This window comes from Methylobacter arcticus (genome assembly GCF_050917435.1).
Taxonomy (GTDB): domain Bacteria; phylum Pseudomonadota; class Gammaproteobacteria; order Methylococcales; family Methylomonadaceae; genus Methylobacter_A; species Methylobacter_A titanis.
In genome coordinates this window covers 1,481,883-1,497,975 of sequence record NZ_CP159583.1, presented here as the reverse complement: position 1 = coordinate 1,497,975, position 16,093 = coordinate 1,481,883, and the positions used below count along the sequence as shown (strand labels likewise).

The 16,093-nt window shown below is 45.6% G+C and carries 12 protein-coding genes; 6 read left to right on the top strand and 6 right to left on the bottom strand.

What is annotated here, in order from left to right; all coding sequences use genetic code 11:
• Positions 1 to 43: 43 nt before the first annotated feature.
• The 3 genes from ABXJ76_RS07250 to ABXJ76_RS07240 are packed head-to-tail and all read right to left on the bottom strand — an operon-like array spanning position 44 to position 5,765.
• Positions 44 to 1,471, bottom strand: a complete 1,428-nt coding sequence (locus ABXJ76_RS07250) for an efflux transporter outer membrane subunit (protein ID WP_432745579.1) — start codon at positions 1,469 to 1,471, stop codon at positions 44 to 46.
• A gap of 6 nt (positions 1,472 to 1,477) precedes the next feature.
• On the bottom strand, positions 1,478 to 4,636 hold the full coding sequence (locus ABXJ76_RS07245; RefSeq protein ID WP_432745577.1) for an efflux RND transporter permease subunit: 3,159 nt from the start codon (positions 4,634 to 4,636) through the stop codon (positions 1,478 to 1,480).
• Positions 4,637 to 4,652: 16 nt separating this feature from the next.
• The gene (locus tag ABXJ76_RS07240; RefSeq protein ID WP_432745576.1) at positions 4,653 to 5,765 is read right to left on the bottom strand and encodes an efflux RND transporter periplasmic adaptor subunit; all 1,113 of its coding nucleotides are present in this window, start codon (positions 5,763 to 5,765) and stop codon (positions 4,653 to 4,655) included.
• A gap of 170 nt (positions 5,766 to 5,935) precedes the next feature.
• On the opposite strand from ABXJ76_RS07240, the gene ABXJ76_RS07235 reads away from it, so the two are divergent.
• The 3 genes from ABXJ76_RS07235 (at position 5,936) to ABXJ76_RS07225 (ending at position 10,132) form a co-directional block, all read left to right on the top strand.
• Positions 5,936 to 7,411: an ATP-binding protein gene (locus tag ABXJ76_RS07235; protein ID WP_432745574.1), complete on the top strand. Its 1,476-nt coding sequence runs from the start codon at positions 5,936 to 5,938 to the stop codon at positions 7,409 to 7,411.
• Positions 7,408 to 8,760: a sigma-54-dependent transcriptional regulator gene (locus ABXJ76_RS07230; protein WP_432745572.1), complete on the top strand. Its 1,353-nt coding sequence runs from the start codon at positions 7,408 to 7,410 to the stop codon at positions 8,758 to 8,760. Before ABXJ76_RS07235 ends, ABXJ76_RS07230 begins: the two co-directional genes overlap by 4 nt.
• 67 nt (positions 8,761 to 8,827) lie before the next feature.
• The gene (locus tag ABXJ76_RS07225; RefSeq protein ID WP_432745570.1) at positions 8,828 to 10,132 is read left to right on the top strand and encodes a hemolysin family protein; all 1,305 of its coding nucleotides are present in this window, start codon (positions 8,828 to 8,830) and stop codon (positions 10,130 to 10,132) included.
• Between the two features lie 57 nt (positions 10,133 to 10,189).
• On the opposite strand, the gene ABXJ76_RS07220 is transcribed toward ABXJ76_RS07225, so the two are convergent.
• From ABXJ76_RS07220 to ABXJ76_RS07210, 3 genes are all read right to left on the bottom strand, one after another.
• A complete protein-coding gene (locus ABXJ76_RS07220) occupies positions 10,190 to 11,344 on the bottom strand; it encodes an N-acetylmuramoyl-L-alanine amidase (RefSeq protein ID WP_432745568.1) in 1,155 nt (384 codons plus the stop codon).
• 201 nt (positions 11,345 to 11,545) lie between these two features.
• Positions 11,546 to 11,968 carry a tRNA (adenosine(37)-N6)-threonylcarbamoyltransferase complex ATPase subunit type 1 TsaE gene (gene tsaE / locus ABXJ76_RS07215; protein ID WP_432745566.1) on the bottom strand — a complete coding sequence of 141 codons (423 nt, stop codon included), beginning with the start codon at positions 11,966 to 11,968 and terminating at the stop codon, positions 11,546 to 11,548.
• Entirely contained in the window at positions 11,965 to 13,431 is a 1,467-nt protein-coding gene (locus tag ABXJ76_RS07210; RefSeq protein WP_432745565.1) for an NAD(P)H-hydrate dehydratase, read from the bottom strand. Before ABXJ76_RS07210 ends, tsaE begins: the two co-directional genes overlap by 4 nt.
• Positions 13,432 to 13,569: 138 nt before the next feature.
• On the opposite strand from ABXJ76_RS07210, the gene queG reads away from it, so the two are divergent.
• From queG to ABXJ76_RS07195, 3 genes are all read left to right on the top strand, one after another.
• Positions 13,570 to 14,625, top strand: a complete 1,056-nt coding sequence (gene queG, locus ABXJ76_RS07205; RefSeq protein WP_432745563.1) for a tRNA epoxyqueuosine(34) reductase QueG — start codon at positions 13,570 to 13,572, stop codon at positions 14,623 to 14,625.
• A 63-nt stretch (positions 14,626 to 14,688) separates the two neighbouring features.
• Complete coding sequence (locus tag ABXJ76_RS07200) at positions 14,689 to 15,276, top strand: DUF4124 domain-containing protein (protein ID WP_432745561.1); 588 nt, start codon at positions 14,689 to 14,691, stop codon at positions 15,274 to 15,276.
• Between the two features lie 154 nt (positions 15,277 to 15,430).
• Positions 15,431 to 16,087 carry a peroxiredoxin family protein gene (locus ABXJ76_RS07195; RefSeq protein ID WP_432745559.1) on the top strand — a complete coding sequence of 219 codons (657 nt, stop codon included), beginning with the start codon at positions 15,431 to 15,433 and terminating at the stop codon, positions 16,085 to 16,087.
• Positions 16,088 to 16,093: the final 6 nt, after the last annotated feature.

Below are 16,093 nucleotides of genomic sequence, written 5' to 3'. Positions count from 1 at the left end.
CCCGACTTAAAGAACGGGAAGGATGTCAACGTGTGTACTGCGGCTATCTCCAGCCCCCGCCTAATGCTTTGTAAATGTTTATTGTTGATATCCGTTGTTGTTTGGTCACATGGATTAATTCGATAGTAGATTGCAGCGCACTCTGTTGTGCCAGAAGCACCTCTAAGTAGCTTGCCCTGGCATATTTATAAAGCTCTTTAGAGGTGTCGACCGACTGTTTCAACACGTCGCTTTGTTGTTTTTTTAGCGCATTAATTTGTTGCAAATTCTGAATATTGGAGAGTTCATTTGCCACTTCAACATAGGCGTTCAAAATGGTTTTCTGATAGTTATACATTGCGGTCAACTGGTTTGCTTTTGCGGTGTTGAACTGTGCTTTCAACGCATTCCTATTGATCAGCGGTGCAACTAAAGTTCCCATAACGGAATAGGCAATTGAGGCAGGCGACACAAATAAAAACTCGGGATTAAATGCCTGAAAACCAAAACTTGCCGTAATGTTAAAATTCGGGAAAAATGCGGATTTCGCCGCTTTCAGATCGAACTTGCTGGCTTCAATCTGAAATTCCGCTGCACGGACATCGGGGCGGTTTGCCAACAATTGCGAGGGCACACCCGCTGAAATTTGTTGCGGAATCTCTTTGAAAAAAACGTTTTTCGTCCGTTCAATCGGTTGCGGATAGCGCCCTAACAGAAAGTTAATTTTGTTTTCGGTTTCGGTCAGTTGTTGCAATACATTTCTTTCCAATACCTGGGTATTGAGCAGTTGTGCGTTAAATTGTTGCACGGCTAATGCATTTGCCCGGCCGGCTTCTTTTTGCAGTTTAACGACTTCCAGCGCCTCCTGTTGTTTCCGGATGGTCTGTCTGATAACGTCCAATTCATTATCCAATGCCAGCAATTCATTATAGAAAATCGCAACATCGGCAACGAGATTTGAAATGACGAAATTGGTTCCTTCGATGCTTGACAGGTATTGCGAAATGGCCGACTTGCGCTGGTTGCGCAACTTGCCCCAAATATCAACTTCCCAGGATGACTGTAAGCCTAAATAGATATCAGGCAAATTGACGGGAATGTTTTGACCGGGGGTGATTTCGGTAGTCGCGTTACCGGCACCGTCCATAGTGTAAAGCCCGAACCTGCGAACACTGCCGCCTACATTCAAACTGACTTGCGGCAACAACGCACCGTTTGCCAATTTCACACTAGAACGCGAAATTTCAATACGCTGCAACGCTATTTGTAAGTCAATATTGTTGCTGATGGCGGTATCGATCAATTTTTGCAGCAGCGCATCGTTAAAGTATTGCCGCCACTTGATGCTAGCAATGGTGGTGCTGCCTTTCTGATTTTGGAAGCTTACCGGTATTTCCTTTTCGGGAATAGACAAGTTGGTATTGAGCGAGCATCCGCTGAAGCTTATCAGCAAAAACGCAATGCTAAAGGTGTAATAAATTCTAGTCATCATTAGGCGTTAAATAGTTTCAGTGAATGGCGTTTCTTCTTTTTTGGGGCCACGATGATACTTTTCTGTCAGGGTGGCAAAGATCACATATAGACCCGGGATGATAATTACCCCGAAAATGGTCCCAAAAATCATTCCCCCTGCTGCTGCCGAGCCGATGGTGTTGTTGCCGATCTCCCCGGCACCAGAGGCAAACATTAACGGAATAAGGCCGGAAATAAAGGCAAATGAGGTCATTAATATAGGGCGCAACCGCAGTACCGCGCCTTCAATAGCGGCTTCAAACGGCGTTTTTCCTAGACGGTGCTGTAATGTGGCAAATTCAATGATCAGAATGGCGTTTTTGCCGAGTATGCCTATTAGCATGATCATCGCTAATTGCGCGTAGATATTATTTTCCAAGCCCATAATCCACAGTAAAAACAAGGCGCCGAATATACCAATGGGCAACGAAAGGATAACCGGCATGGGCATCAGAAAACTTTCATACTGTGCCGCGAGGAGCAAGTAAACGAATAACAAGCAAATCATGAACACATAAATTGCCTGGTTCCCTGCCTGCGCCTGATCTCTGGATGACCCTGCCCAATCGTAGCCAAAACCTTTCGGTAATTTTTGTGCCGCCACATCTTTAATGGCAGCAATAGCCTGTCCGCTGCTGTACCCTAAGGCAGGCTGTCCGTTTACCATGGCTGAGGTGTACATGTTGTAGCGTGTCACCTGCTCAGGGCCATAGACTTTTTCAATACGAAGAAAAGAAGAAAAGGAAACCATCTTCCCGGCATCATTTTTGATAGACAACTTCATCAGATCGTCAGGTTGAGCTCGATATTCGGGCAGCGCCTGCACCATCACTTTATACATCTGGCCAAAACGGATAAAGTTAGTCGCATATTCACTGCCCATCAGGGTTTGCAGGGTACTCATGGCATTTTCGGCAGTGATCCCTTTTTGCGCGGCCTTATCGCTATCAATATGCAGTAGAAACTGCGGAAAACTGACATCGAAAGTGGTGAATGCATTGACTATTTCGGGCCGCTTGTTGAGTTCCTCTACAAAGGCATTAGCCACTGTCTGCAATTGCTCAAGATTGTCCGAACCGGTTTTATCTAACAAGCGCATTTCAAATCCACTTGAATTGCCGTAACCCGGCACCGGCGGCGGGGTGAAAAATTCTATGCTGGCATCTTTGATGTGTTTGGTTTTTTCTTCAAGAACACTGATAATTTCCTTATCAGAGGCCGCCCTTTGATTCCAATTTTTTAAGCTGATCAGATTCATGCCATAAACAGCGCCGGTACCATCAGAGAGTAGGCTGAATCCTGCCAGGCTTGAAACCGAATTGACGGCGTCTATAGTGGATGCAATCCGTTGCACTTCATCGACCGCTTTTTCGGTGCGTTCCAGAGTCGCGCCTGAGGGTGAGGTAATATTCGCGTATATAGTCCCCTGATCTTCTTCAGGAATAAAACCCGACGGTACAAAAGTCCCTATCAATCCGGCACCTGCCGAAAATCCGACCAATATCGCAAAAGTGATAAGCCTTCGGTTTGCGATCGCACCGATAAGCTTCTTGTAGTTGTCAGAAAGCTTGTCGTACCAACGATTAAACCCAGCAAAGAATTTTTGCAGCCCCGATTTTTTATGGTGTTCGGCGTTATGGCTATTTTTGAGAAACAACGCGCACAGGGCTGGCGTCAGGGTGAGCGCGGTGATGCCTGAAAGTACAATAGAACACGCCATGGTTAGGGAAAACTGCCGGTAAAAAATTCCCGTCGGTCCATCGATGAAGGCAACGGGTAAAAAAACGGCCGCCATCACCAGCGTGATCGCAATAATCGCCCCGCTGATCTCACGCATGGCTTGTTCCGTGGCTTTCATCGCACTGATGCCCGAATGCCCCATTTTGGCATGAACGGCTTCAATGACCACGATAGCGTTATCGACGACAATCCCAATGGCCAGTACCAAAGCAAATAGGGTGATGAGGTTAAGTGAAAAACCCATTAATTGCATGAACAAAAAGGTACCAATCAGCGATACCGGTACCGCGATAATAGGTATGATGGTTGAGCGGACATCCTGTAAAAAGATAAATACCACTAAGGCTACCAATACGAATGCTTCCATCAAGGTTTTAATAACCTCATGAATAGACGCATCCAAAAACTCGGAAACGTCATAACTCAAGCTGTAGTCCATCCCTGGAGGAAAGGAATTTGATTTGATCTCCTCCATGGTCTTTTTGATGTTATTAATCACCTCTTTCGCATTGCTGCCCGGACGTTGCTTTAACATGATGGCAGCCGAGGGCTGTCCGTTTTCCTTGGACAGGACATCATAATCCTGTGAATCGAAATCAACTTCAGCCACATCCTTTAGCCGCAAAATCTCTCCATTCTCTTTGCTGCTTAGTACGATATTTTCATAGGCTTCTGTCGTATTGTGCTTGCCGGTATATTTTAAAATGTATTGAAGTGTCTGCGCCTTTCTACCTGAGCTTTCACCAATTTTACCCGGCGCGGCCTCTACATTTTGCGCTTTTAATTTTTCAATGACCTCAGAAGGCGAGATGTTGTACATGACCAATTTATCGGGTTTCAACCAAATACGCATCGCGTACTCCCTTGCCCCCATAATGTCGGCAAAACCCACTCCTTCGATTCTTTTCAGCTCTTTCAGGATGTTGATGTCGGTAAAGTTATAAAGAAATTTTTCGTCTATGGTCGAATCCTTACTGAGTAAGTTGACATACAAAAGCATACTGTTTTGCACTTTCTCTACGATGACTCCCGATTTAATAGCTTCTTCCGGCAGTTCATCCAATACCGAAGCCACCCTGTTTTGAACGTTGACAGCGGCAACTTCCGGGTCGGTTCCCGCTTTAAAAATAATCTGTATAACGCTGGTGCCGTCGTTGCCGGAAACAGACGACATATAGGCCATGCCAGGGACGCCGTTTATCGCCCGCTCAAGCGGCGTTACTACCGCCTTTACACAGGCTTCGGCATTAGCACCGATAAACTTTGTCGTGACATTGACTTCGGGCGGGGCAATATCGGGAAACTGGGTGACAGGGAGTTGGAATAAAGACAACAAGCCCATCAAGGTGATGAAAATCGATATCACGATGGACAGTACTGGGCGATGAATAAATTTAGCGGTCATGTAGATGAGTCCCTATTTAATGTTTGCTGCTTGATGACATCGCTTTTGCCAAATCGACATGAACAGAATGTATTTTGTTACCCTCTTTTACATTACCCGCACCCTCGAACAGTATCTGTTCGTCTTTAGACAAACCGGATTCCACGACATAAAAATCTGGCAGCCGCATTTTGGGGATAATATTTCTTTGCTCTAGCGTATTCTCTTGATTGACGACGTAGACATACAGCTGGTCTTGAATTTCAAAAGTTGATTTTTGAGGAATAAGCAAAGCATTTTTAAGCTGTTTTTTTACAATGATCTTACCGTTTGATCCCTGTTTTAAAATAGCATCTGGATTGGGAAACCTTGCCCTGAAAGCGATATTGCCAGTTGAGCGGTCGAATTCACTTTCAATCATTTCGATTTTTCCCGGGTAACCATAGAGAACATTGTTGGCGAGTTTTAAACTCACCACTTTCGTCTCTTGATCTCCGTCGGCAAGGTAATTGAGGTAATCGATTTCTGATAGGTTGAAATAGGCAAATACTTCTCGGTTGTCGGAAATAGAGGTCAACATATCGCTTTCTGCTATCAAGCTGCCCACTTTGTTCGGAATACGGTTGATAAGGCCGTCGTAGGGTGCTTTTATTTGTGAAAATGAAAGATTTAAGGCTACCTGCTCTTTATTTGCCATAGCCTCGTCAACATCAGCTTTTAATGCCTCTACTTTTGCTTTTGTTACCTCAAACTCGGTTTTGGAGACAATATTTTTTGCTACCAACAGCTTCACGTTGCTTAATTCAACTTCGACCGCCTTCAAATCGGCTACAGCGCTTTTGTAAGCCGCATTGGCTTTTTGCAATTCTTTTTCTAATGCTAAAAAGTTAAGCGTGAACAGCAACTGTCCTTCCTTTACCGCCTGACCTTCGTCCACATGAATTTTTTCAATGTAACCTTTAATTTTGCTTCTTATCTCTACGTACTTCACCGCCTGAATTTTGGCGACATATTGGTTACTGTAGGTAGCCTCTTTTACTATGGGATTGACTACTTCATGTGTATCGATACCTGGATCAGTCTCTTTTTTCGAGCTGCAGGATGCCGTGATTAAGCAGACTGAAATAAACAGTATTTGGCTAATTTTCATGTTAAATACTTAGGCTAGTTAAATTCTTATAAACTAAATATAAGCAAAAAACAGGCCATATAATTATTTAATAATTTTCACTATATTTCATAGACTTACTTAAAATAGTAAAAATAATGCTGTTGACACAATGTTGCATTTTGCGACAACTAAGTGCAAAATCCCTCACTATGCCTATTATCTATAAACTCGCAATATCCTTATTTGCCTTAAGCTTGACGGTTTTTGGTATTTATGGAACCTATCAAATTCGCTCCGAATCGCAGGATTTGCGCGATGCGGTAGAACAAGAAACGCGTTTATTAGCCAACAGCTTGCTGGTTTCAGTCGAAAACGCCTTACGGGATCATCAGATTGAAGATGTGCAAAAACTCATGCAACAATTAGAACGTATCAAACCCTCTGTCGACGTCCGTATCTATATCCAAAATGGCAATATCATCCGTTCGGATGCGGAAAGCCTGATATGGCCGAAAAAAGTCGAACAGACCTTATACCAGGCAGCAAAAGAGGGTGAACTGAAACAGTTTTATTACCCAGTCGATGCCCCCCAATTATTCATTCTGTCACTACCATTTAATGAAATTTCGAGCACCTTACGCGGCAATGTGGCTATCGTGAGATCGCTGCAAACGATGAATAAAAACTTAAGTAAAACCAAAACCTATATTCTTTTGTCCTTAATTACTTTCATTCTATTCACTTCATTACTTTGCCTTTTGTTAGGCCATGTCTACATTTCTCTGCCCCTACAACGACTCCGTCAGGCCATGCGGGCTTTTAGAGACAGCACAGCCCCCCCAGAACCTTTACCCGTATCCGGTAAAGATGAACTTGCTGTAGTGACACAAGAATTTAACCGGATGACTGCCGAGTTGTTTTCGGCTTACCGCCGACTGGATGTCGAAACGGAACATAGGCGGAAACTGCAACGGGCATTACAAGACGCGGATAAATTGATTTCGATCGGTCAGTTATCGGCTGAACTTGCCCACGAAATTGGCTCACCCTTGCAAATTGTCAACGGCAGGGCAAGAGCGCTGGCAAAGTGCAACGATGATTATGATGAGGTTCGCCGCATTGCTAACATCTTAGTCGACCAAACTGACCGTATCACCCGAATAGTCCAGCGTCTCCTGGAGTTTGCGCCCCGTCATTCGACCGAACCTATGAGCTGTGATGCCATCGCGGCTAGCGCTGAAGTTATTGATATGCTGGGTTTTGAAGCACGACGTCAAGGAGTCACCATGACTTTTGCACACCCCGAATCGCTGCCGTTAATATCGATCAACAAGGACAGTATTCAACAGATCGTTTTAAACTTGCTGACCAATGCGTTAGCCGCCATGGTTAACACAGGCACCATAACCATCGAGTTATCCCAGGCTTCGATTATCTATGCTGATCAAACCATTCCGGCACTAAGGCTTACCGTAAGCGATACGGGCACAGGAATTGCCCCGGAACATCTATCCCGACTATTTGAACACTATTTCACTACGCGTGGCCGACAAGGCGGTACCGGTCTCGGTTTAGCCGTGGTCAAAACGTTAGTGACTGAAATGGGCGGCAGCGTCATGGCCGAATCGGAATCTGGAAAAGGTAGTCTATTTACCATTGACTTACCGTGGAGAAAATTATTATGACAGCAGCAAGCGGTCGGCTTTTAGTGATCGATGACGATCCCGGCGTTGTTGATTATCTAATCGATATGTTACGGCAGGTTAATTATTCGGTCGTTGGATTTACAGAAAGTACTGAGGCGCTGAAGGCCATCAAAATTGAGCCTTTTGACCTGGTGATATCCGACATAATCATGCCTGGGATGCGCGGCCTGGAATTGATGGCTGCTATACACCATAAACGACCTGAACAGTTGGTATTGCTAATGACCGCCTTCGGTAGTATTGATTTGGCGATGCAAGGTATGCGCGCAGGTGCTTGCGACTTTCTAACCAAACCTTTTCGTATCGAAGAACTTTACGCTGCAATAACCCGGGCGCTTGAAGACCGGCAAATGCGGCGCACAGCGGTAAAAGTCGACTTTGCCGGCGATAAAAATAGTGCAACCAGTGTTTTTATAACCCATAGCCCGTGCATGCAGCACTTGATAAGATTGGCAAAACGGGCGGCAGCAGTAAATTCCACGATACTCCTGACCGGCGAAAGCGGCACCGGCAAAAGTGCAGTGGCCCATTGGATTCATGACAACAGTCAACATAATCTGGGGCCTTTTATCGCCGTTAATTGCGCTGCGTTACCACACAGTTTAGTGGAAAGTGAATTGTTCGGTGTTCGTAAAGGGGCTTTTACCGATGCCGGAAAAGATAGGCCAGGGTTGTTTTTGCAAGCCAATTCAGGGACATTATTTCTTGATGAAATTGCCGAACTGCCTTTAGAAATCCAGCCTAAACTGCTGCGAGCATTGGAAACTGGAAAAGTCCGTGCGCTGGGCGACACCAAAGAAACCGAGGTCAATGTCCGCTTGATTGCCGCTACCCATCAACCTCTGGAGCAACGCGTCAACGACAAACAGTTTCGCTCCGATCTTTATCATCGACTGAATGTCATTAGCCTTGAAGTGCCTCCATTAAGAGAACGCAAGGAAGATCTTGACGAATTAACCAAGATATTAATCGACACAATTTGCCTGCGTCTTGGCAAACAAGGGTCGGTCAATATTTCGGTGGAGGTGTTGCGGTGGATTAGGGCCTATCATTGGCCGGGTAATGTCCGGGAACTTGCCAACACCTTGGAACGGGCTATCGTACTTGCCGAACATGATACCCTTTTGTTAGAAGATTTGGCGCAAGCGTCGAAAATCCCCGTCAACGATAAGAATTTTCTGGAGTTGGCAATGATGCAAGGATGGACAGCAGAGGACATTCAGCAAGCCTATATTCGCCATGTTTTAGCAGTAACCGGCGGCAATAAAATTCAGGCGGCCCGAATACTGGGTTTAGATCGAAGTACCTTGTATCGTAAACTGGGGTAATGCCGACTTACCGGGGTATTCACTCATTGTTTTAATCGTTTTTATTCATGCATTTTTGACAAATTAAATGGCAGATTTTTATGCAAATATAGGTCTTATTTTTTTGTTGATATTGATAAATGGGGTGTTTTCCATGTCGGAAATGTCCGTCGTCTCATCAACTAAAGCACGGCTGCAAAAATTAATCTCAGAACGGCGTTTGGGAGCCAAAGCAGCACTTGCGCTCCACGAAAAGCCCACACATTTCTTATCAACGGTACAAGTTGGTATCACGGCGGTCGGGATTTTGAGCGGAGTATTCGGTGAGGAAATATTACGGACACCCTTGTATCAAGAGCTTTTGCAAATTCCATTGTTGGCACCTCATGCAGAAACGCTGGCTTTAATGCTGACCGTGACCATAATTACCTATTTTTCAGTGGTACTTGGCGAGCTAGTGCCTAAACGCCTAGCCTTGCAAAACCCTGAAGGTATCGCTGCCACCATTGCAAAACCGATGCAAGGACTGGCATTACTGGTAAGCCCTTTGGTTTGGCTGCTGTCCGCATCAAGCCACTTTCTGCTCAGATTGTTGAGACTTCATCGAACCCTAGAAACAACAGTAACCGACGAAGAAATTCGAATCATGATGGAAATGGGCTCCGAATCTGGGGTATTCCACGCGGATGAAAGCCAATTAGTCAGCAATGTAATGAAAATGGATGAAGTGCGCGTCAGGGCAATTATGGTTCCTCGTCAAGAAATTTATATGCTCGACAGTTTGGAAGAGTCTAATAAACAACGAAGTAAAATCGAACAGTGTCCTTATAATAAAATAGTCGTCTGCCGGGGTGGATTTGAAAATGTGCTTGGAATCTTGCATTGCGGCGATTTGCTAAAAACAATGCTGGGCAATCCTGAGTTCAACATTGAAAAGGCATTAAGACCGCCGTTCTATATTCAAGAAACCATGACGCTTACACATCTGCTCAGTCACTTCCGGGAAGCCCGATCAGATTTGGCGTTGATTGTCGATGAATATGGCGATATAGAAGGACTCGTAACCGTAATAGATATACTCACCGCGATTGTTGGTGAACTTCCCTCTGTGTCCCCTGAATCTTCTTTTGAAGTTACGCAACGATCTGACGGTTCGTGGTTGATTGATGGGGATGTGTCCATTGCCCAGCTTAAATCGACTATCGGAATGAATGGCCAATTTCCTGGTGAATCGAGTAATGCGTATCACACATTAGCTGGAATGATTTTGTTTAATTTGGAGAGACTTCCTCGGTTGGCGGAAATTTATGAAACAGATGATTGGCGATTTGAAATTGTCGACATGGACGGTACACGGATTGACAAGATTTTGGTTAGTCAAAATTTAAAATAGCAAAATGAAGTTCAATTTGAAAAAGCAATAAAGCCTTAGCCTTTTGTAGTCTTAAAATCACATCTCCAAAGCTGCCACTTTGCTTTCCACCGGAGAAGCATTATTGAAATAACTACGCACACCATCAAATATAGCCAGTGCTATGTTTGATTGGTGCGTGGTATTGACTAGCTTAAGTTCTTCTGACGGATTAGAGATAAACGCCGTTTCTATCAAAATAGACGGTACATCTGGCGATTTTAATACAGCGAACCCAGCCTTTTGCACTGACTTGTAATGCAGTTCACCGATACGTTCAAAATTCTTCAACACCTTCCCGGCAATCTTCACACTGGCATCTTCCGTAGCGGTCTGCGACAAATCCAATAATACTGAAGCCAACACATCTTCTTTATCGCTTAGACTAACACCGCCAACCAAATCGGATGCATTTTCACTGTTAGCTAACCAACGTGCGGCTTCACTGGTGGCTCCCTTCGTGGATAAGGTATATACCGAAGCGCCTTTAACTGTCGAGTTCTGAAAGGCATCGGCATGAATCGAGATAAATAAATCGGCCTTAGCTGTTCTGGCGATTTGCATTCTTTCTCTCAGACCCACGTAATAATCACCTTTACGAACCATAACGGCCTTCATGCCCGGCTGTTTATTGATCAAATACGCGAGTTTTTTGGCAATGGCTAGCGTAATCTTTTTCTCCTCGGTACCATTGTTCCCATGAGCACCGGGATCGTTGCCCCCATGACCCGCATCAATCGCAATAACGACGCTTTTATCTCGCCGCCCGGAAGTTTTTGTTGATTTAACCGAACTGAATTCAACCTTATTAATCGCTATTTCTTGAGGCTTTTTAACCGTTTTTGCTGCATGTTGTTTAGTGCTCGTCGTTTTAGCGGCAGCTGTTTCAATCACAGCCTCCCCAGATTTCTTCAATCCTTTATTCAATAATTCGATAACCAAGCGATGTCCATTCCTGCTATTGGTCATTAATGACATATTCTTTGCGCTAATTTCTTGTTTTAAATCGACGACAATCCTTAGATCGGTTTTATTTCTGGTTGAAAAACGTACTCGGGAAAACAGCGGGTGAGATGATGGCGGCTGGCTTAATCCTTGCTTGACATTGGCATTGCGCATGTCAATCACTAAGCGGGCTGGATTCTTCATCAGAAAAACCCGATGTTCAGGAGAAGATGTTACATCAAACAGCATTTGCGTTTGATCGGGCGTATTCCAATATTGCAGTAAACCAATATCGATCTGTTGCGCGTAACCGGGTACAGCTAATAACTGTAATCCAATAATAAACAAGACCTTCCAGAAACTTCCCATCGACATAAATCCAAAAAGTGATAATTTAAATTAGATTATAGCAGTATGTAGTTGTTTTTCCAGAGCAGTTGCATTTATTTTTTAGCCCTGTGTCGAGCTACGTATAGTTACTGAGCGACCGGATCCATCCGCAACCAAATTAATAATCCTATCCGGATCGGGTAAAAAACCTTTACCCATATCCGGCCATTCAATAAAACAAAGGCAATCCTGATCAAAATAATCTCTTATTCCGATCCACTCCAACTCTTCGGGATCGGCAATCCGGTACAAATCAAAATGGAATATTTTGCGTCCGCCTATCGTATATTCTTCGACCAGCGTGTAAGTCGGGCTTTTAACCGCACCGGTATAACCTGCCGCACGCAGCAAGCCTCTAACCAACGTGGTTTTGCCAGCGCCCAGTTCGCCATGCAAAAATATCAGGCACTTTGGCGGCAATTCTGCCCAGAGCCTGGCACCAAACTGTTCCGTCGCTTCGGTATCTTTTAAATATGTCTTCATTCATTTACCAATTGTCTAAGATAAGGCATTAAATCACTCGCCAGCAAACCTCTTTCCCCGTCTTTTACTACGGCTAAATCCGCCGCTAGGCCGTGATGATAAACCCCTTGTTGCGCCGCATCCTGCAAAGATAAGCCCTGAGCCAGTAATCCTGCAATCACACCGGCCAGCACATCGCCCATGCCGCCCGATGCCATGCCGGGATTTCCGCTATTGGAAACGGCAAGCTGCTGTTCGGATGCGATTAATGTTCCCGCACCTTTAAGAATGGCAACTCCGCCGTAGTTAGCCTGAATAGATAAAACCGCCGCAAACCGGTCTTGCTGTATGTCGGCTATCGTGCAATTCAATAGCCTAGCCGCTTCGCCGGGATGCGGCGTTAAAATCCAGTTAGGTTTCGCTGCTCGTGCGTTAGCTAACAGGTTCAAACCGTCTGCATCGATGATCATCGGTTTTTCAGCAATTCTCACCGTATTAAATAAGGTTTTTGCCCAAGTACTTTGCCCTAATCCAGGCCCTAGCACAACGACATCGGCTTTTTCCAATAACTTCGCAAGTTGTGCGGCAGTTTCCACGCCATGACACATTAATTCCGGCCTGTTCAGGTTCATCAGCCCGGAGTGTTCAGGCCGCGTCGCTATACTAACTAAACCAGCACCCACGCGCAAAGCCGCCTCGCCCGCCATTCTGGCAGCACCGGAATAACCCAGATCACCGCCTATTATCAGCACATGCCCACAGCTGCCTTTATGCGCACAACGGTGGCGTCGCGGCAATTGGGATTTAACGACACGGGTCGCCGTTGCTTTAAACCCGGAAAACACCTCATCGGGCACGGCTAATTGGGCATAGCAAATTTCACCACAATATTCAGCCGCCTGGCCGGTAAATAAACCCTGCTTTAAGCCGATAAAGGTCACCGTACAATCGGCTTTTACCGCACAAGCCATTACATTACCGGTATCGGCATTTAAGCCGGAGGGAATATCCACGGCAACCACGGGGGATGAATGGGCATTGATAGCCTGTATCGCTTCCGCGTAAAGTCCCGTTACCGGCCTATCTAGCCCGGTACCCAACAATGCGTCAACTAATACATCGGCATGAATGATCTGCCCAGCCTGAAATGGCATAACCATTCCAGATGCTTCACTATATTTTCGGTAAGCGAGCAACGCATCGCCGTTAAGCTTTTCGGGTTCTGCAAGCGTATAGACGCAAACGGTCAAGCCTGCCGCCAGAGCCAATCCGGCAATAATATAGCCATCGCCTGCATTATTGCCGGAACCGCAAAAAACCGCTAAAGACCGGGCTTTAGGCCAGTGTTGTTTGATACAGTGGAAAACCTCATATCCCGCCCGGCCCATTAATTCAAAACCGGGAATGCCGCGTTCCTGTATAGCAATCCGATCCATTTCCCTGACTTGCGCCGCGCGATAGAGTTTTACTGGTAAATTTTGCATGGTATTGTAATGTAATTTTCGTAGCGGCAACCGACAGGTTGCCTTTAGGTAGCGCCAAGAAATCTAATGGCAATCTGCCGGTTGCCACTACAACATATTATATCCCTGTCAACAATTATGGACATCAGCAGTCAAAAAATGGCAAGCCTAGCCTTGCAAATTAAACAATGGGGACTGGAACTGGGCTTTCAACAGGTCGGCATTACCGACACCGATTTGCCTGAAGCGGAAGCCCACCTGAAAAATTGGCTGGACAATAACTTCCACGGTGAAATGGACTATATGCAGCGTCACGGCCTTAAACGCAGCAGACCCGAGTTATTGCATGCGGGAACATTGCGTATTATTTCCGTGCGTATGGATTACCAGACCGAAGCTGCCATTGCTATGAATCAAGCCCTGGCTGATCCCACTTCGGCCTATATTTCTCGTTATGCTCTGGGTCGTGATTACCACAAATTGATGCGTAACCGCCTGCAAAAACTGGCGGATAAAATTCAGGCAGAAATCGGCTCCGACCTTCCCGGCTCAATGCGGGCTTTTGTCGACAGCGCCCCGGTTCTGGAAAAAGCTTTGGCCGAAAAAGCAGGCCTAGGCTGGATAGGCAAACATTCCAATGTCATCAACCGCAAAGCCGGATCGTGGTTTTTTCTCGGTGAACTATTCACTAACCTGCCGCTACCGATCGACACCCCTGCTACCGCGCATTGCGGCGAATGCCGCGCCTGTCTGGATGTGTGCCCGACCCAGGCGATTATTGCGCCCTATCAGGTCGATGCCAGGCGCTGCGTATCCTATCTGACTATCGAACTGCACGGTTCAATACCGGAAAACCTAAGACCGCTGATCGGCAACCGTATCTATGGTTGCGACGACTGCCAAATCATCTGCCCGTGGAATCGTTTTGCCAAGCCAACCGGTGAACAGGATTTCAGCCCCAGACATCGGCTTAATACCCAGCAATTACTTGACGTCTTCGCCTGGAGCGAAACGGAATTTCTGGCAAAAACCGAAGGCTCGGCGATACGCAGAATCGGCCATCAACGCTGGCTCAGAAATATCGCCGTGGCTTTGGGCAATGCACCGGCATCAGCGCCTATTGTTGAGGCCTTAAAGCCTATGCTCAATCACGACTCCGCTATGGTTAAGGAGCACGTGCAATGGGCCTTAGCACAACATCAGTCAGTAATTTAACATGACACCGATCAGGATTATTTGTATCATTCCGCTTACGCACATCAATACGGAAGTTCAATAATGAAAATCCTGTTTTTCATGCTATTGCTCCTACTCAGTCCATCTGCCGGGGCTGAGGTTTTTAAATGCCTGCTAGAATCAGGCAAAACCATTTATCAGTCTACGCCCTGCCAATCTTCAGCAAAACAGCAAGCTCTTGAGATTAAAAAATCCGATCCGCGTAAGGTTGCCGAGACAGAAGTCAAACTAAAGGCTTGGAAGGAAGACTTTGCAAAGCGTGAACAAGCAAGAGTCAAGGTTGAACAAGAGCGTCAAGCCGAACTGGACAGAAAAGCGTCTGTTGAGGCGCTGAAAAAAAGTGCAGAATATCAACAGCAGCAGGCCTATCAGACAAAACGACAGGCAGACGCCTTAGAGCGGCAAAATATACAACTTCCCTATCAGCAGTATCAATATTTTCCTTCTTTTCCGCTTTATCGTTTCCCCCCGACTTATCCCGCTTATCCGTATTATGCACCCAATCATCAGCATAATAGTCGGGGGAAAACCGGCGCCGACACTCAGCAATCTGAGCAGGGTCGATTAAAAAATCGTATAAATACTGCTCCCGACAAGAGCCGATCAAAATTCTTTTTAAATTGGAAATAGTTCACTAAAAATATTAAAAGGTATCCGAAGCCTATGACAGCTAACATCAACGCAATAACTTCTTTGGTGCGGCTCTATCCAGTTGTGTCGCTAGAAAGTCTACCTATATGTAATTTGAATTAACCTGAGTCCAAGCCACCTAACTATTCCAATTATGAAAGCGCAAATAGGTCAAAAAGCCCCGTTATTATCCGTGTCTGCCTGGGTTCAGGGAACTGAGGTGAATTTTGACCGGCTAACGGGTCAAGTCGTATTAGTCGAGGTATTTCAGGTCAATTGTCCAGGTTGCTTTTTATATACATTGCCTCAAGCAGTAAACTTATACCAAAAATATTCGGAACACGGCTTAACGGTATTGGGCGTCGCCACTGCATTTGAGGATTTTGATAAAAACAATCTCGAAAATCTAACCCGTCTGGCTGAACATGGCGAGGTGGTCGGCGAAACATTGCGCGTGTTAAGCCAACAAGGCCAGTTAAACGCAGGACGCCTGCCCTATCGCATCCCCTTTCCGCTAGCGATGGATCTGCTCAGACAATCCGGCGAAGTGGGCGATAACGACATCAACAACTTCATTCAAACCTATATACCCGAGTTTGAACAACAATCAACAACGCATCAACACCAGCTCAGACAGCAAGTACTGAATTATTTACAGTCCCTTGATTACCATGCGGAAACCTTTGAACGTTTCGAGTTAAAAGGCACACCCTCGCACATTCTGGTGGACAAACAAGGCATACTCAGGGACTGTGCATTTGGTGTTTATCCCGAGCTGGAAGCACGGATACTCGAATTATTGCAGGAATAATGTTTG

Coding starts and splice junctions, on each gene's coding strand:
- ABXJ76_RS07250 (WP_432745579.1), bottom strand. CDS start 1,471: ATGATGACTAGAATTTATTACACCTTTAGCATTGCGTTTTTGCTGATA.
- ABXJ76_RS07245 (WP_432745577.1), bottom strand. CDS start 4,636: ATGACCGCTAAATTTATTCATCGCCCAGTACTGTCCATCGTGATATCG.
- ABXJ76_RS07240 (WP_432745576.1), bottom strand. CDS start 5,765: ATGAAAATTAGCCAAATACTGTTTATTTCAGTCTGCTTAATCACGGCA.
- ABXJ76_RS07235 (WP_432745574.1), top strand. CDS start 5,936: ATGCCTATTATCTATAAACTCGCAATATCCTTATTTGCCTTAAGCTTG.
- ABXJ76_RS07230 (WP_432745572.1), top strand. CDS start 7,408: ATGACAGCAGCAAGCGGTCGGCTTTTAGTGATCGATGACGATCCCGGC.
- ABXJ76_RS07225 (WP_432745570.1), top strand. CDS start 8,828: ATGGCAGATTTTTATGCAAATATAGGTCTTATTTTTTTGTTGATATTG.
- ABXJ76_RS07220 (WP_432745568.1), bottom strand. CDS start 11,344: ATGCTGTTTGATGTAACATCTTCTCCTGAACATCGGGTTTTTCTGATG.
- tsaE (WP_432745566.1), bottom strand. CDS start 11,968: ATGAAGACATATTTAAAAGATACCGAAGCGACGGAACAGTTTGGTGCC.
- ABXJ76_RS07210 (WP_432745565.1), bottom strand. CDS start 13,431: ATGCAAAATTTACCAGTAAAACTCTATCGCGCGGCGCAAGTCAGGGAA.
- queG (WP_432745563.1), top strand. CDS start 13,570: ATGGCAAGCCTAGCCTTGCAAATTAAACAATGGGGACTGGAACTGGGC.
- ABXJ76_RS07200 (WP_432745561.1), top strand. CDS start 14,689: ATGAAAATCCTGTTTTTCATGCTATTGCTCCTACTCAGTCCATCTGCC.
- ABXJ76_RS07195 (WP_432745559.1), top strand. CDS start 15,431: ATGAAAGCGCAAATAGGTCAAAAAGCCCCGTTATTATCCGTGTCTGCC.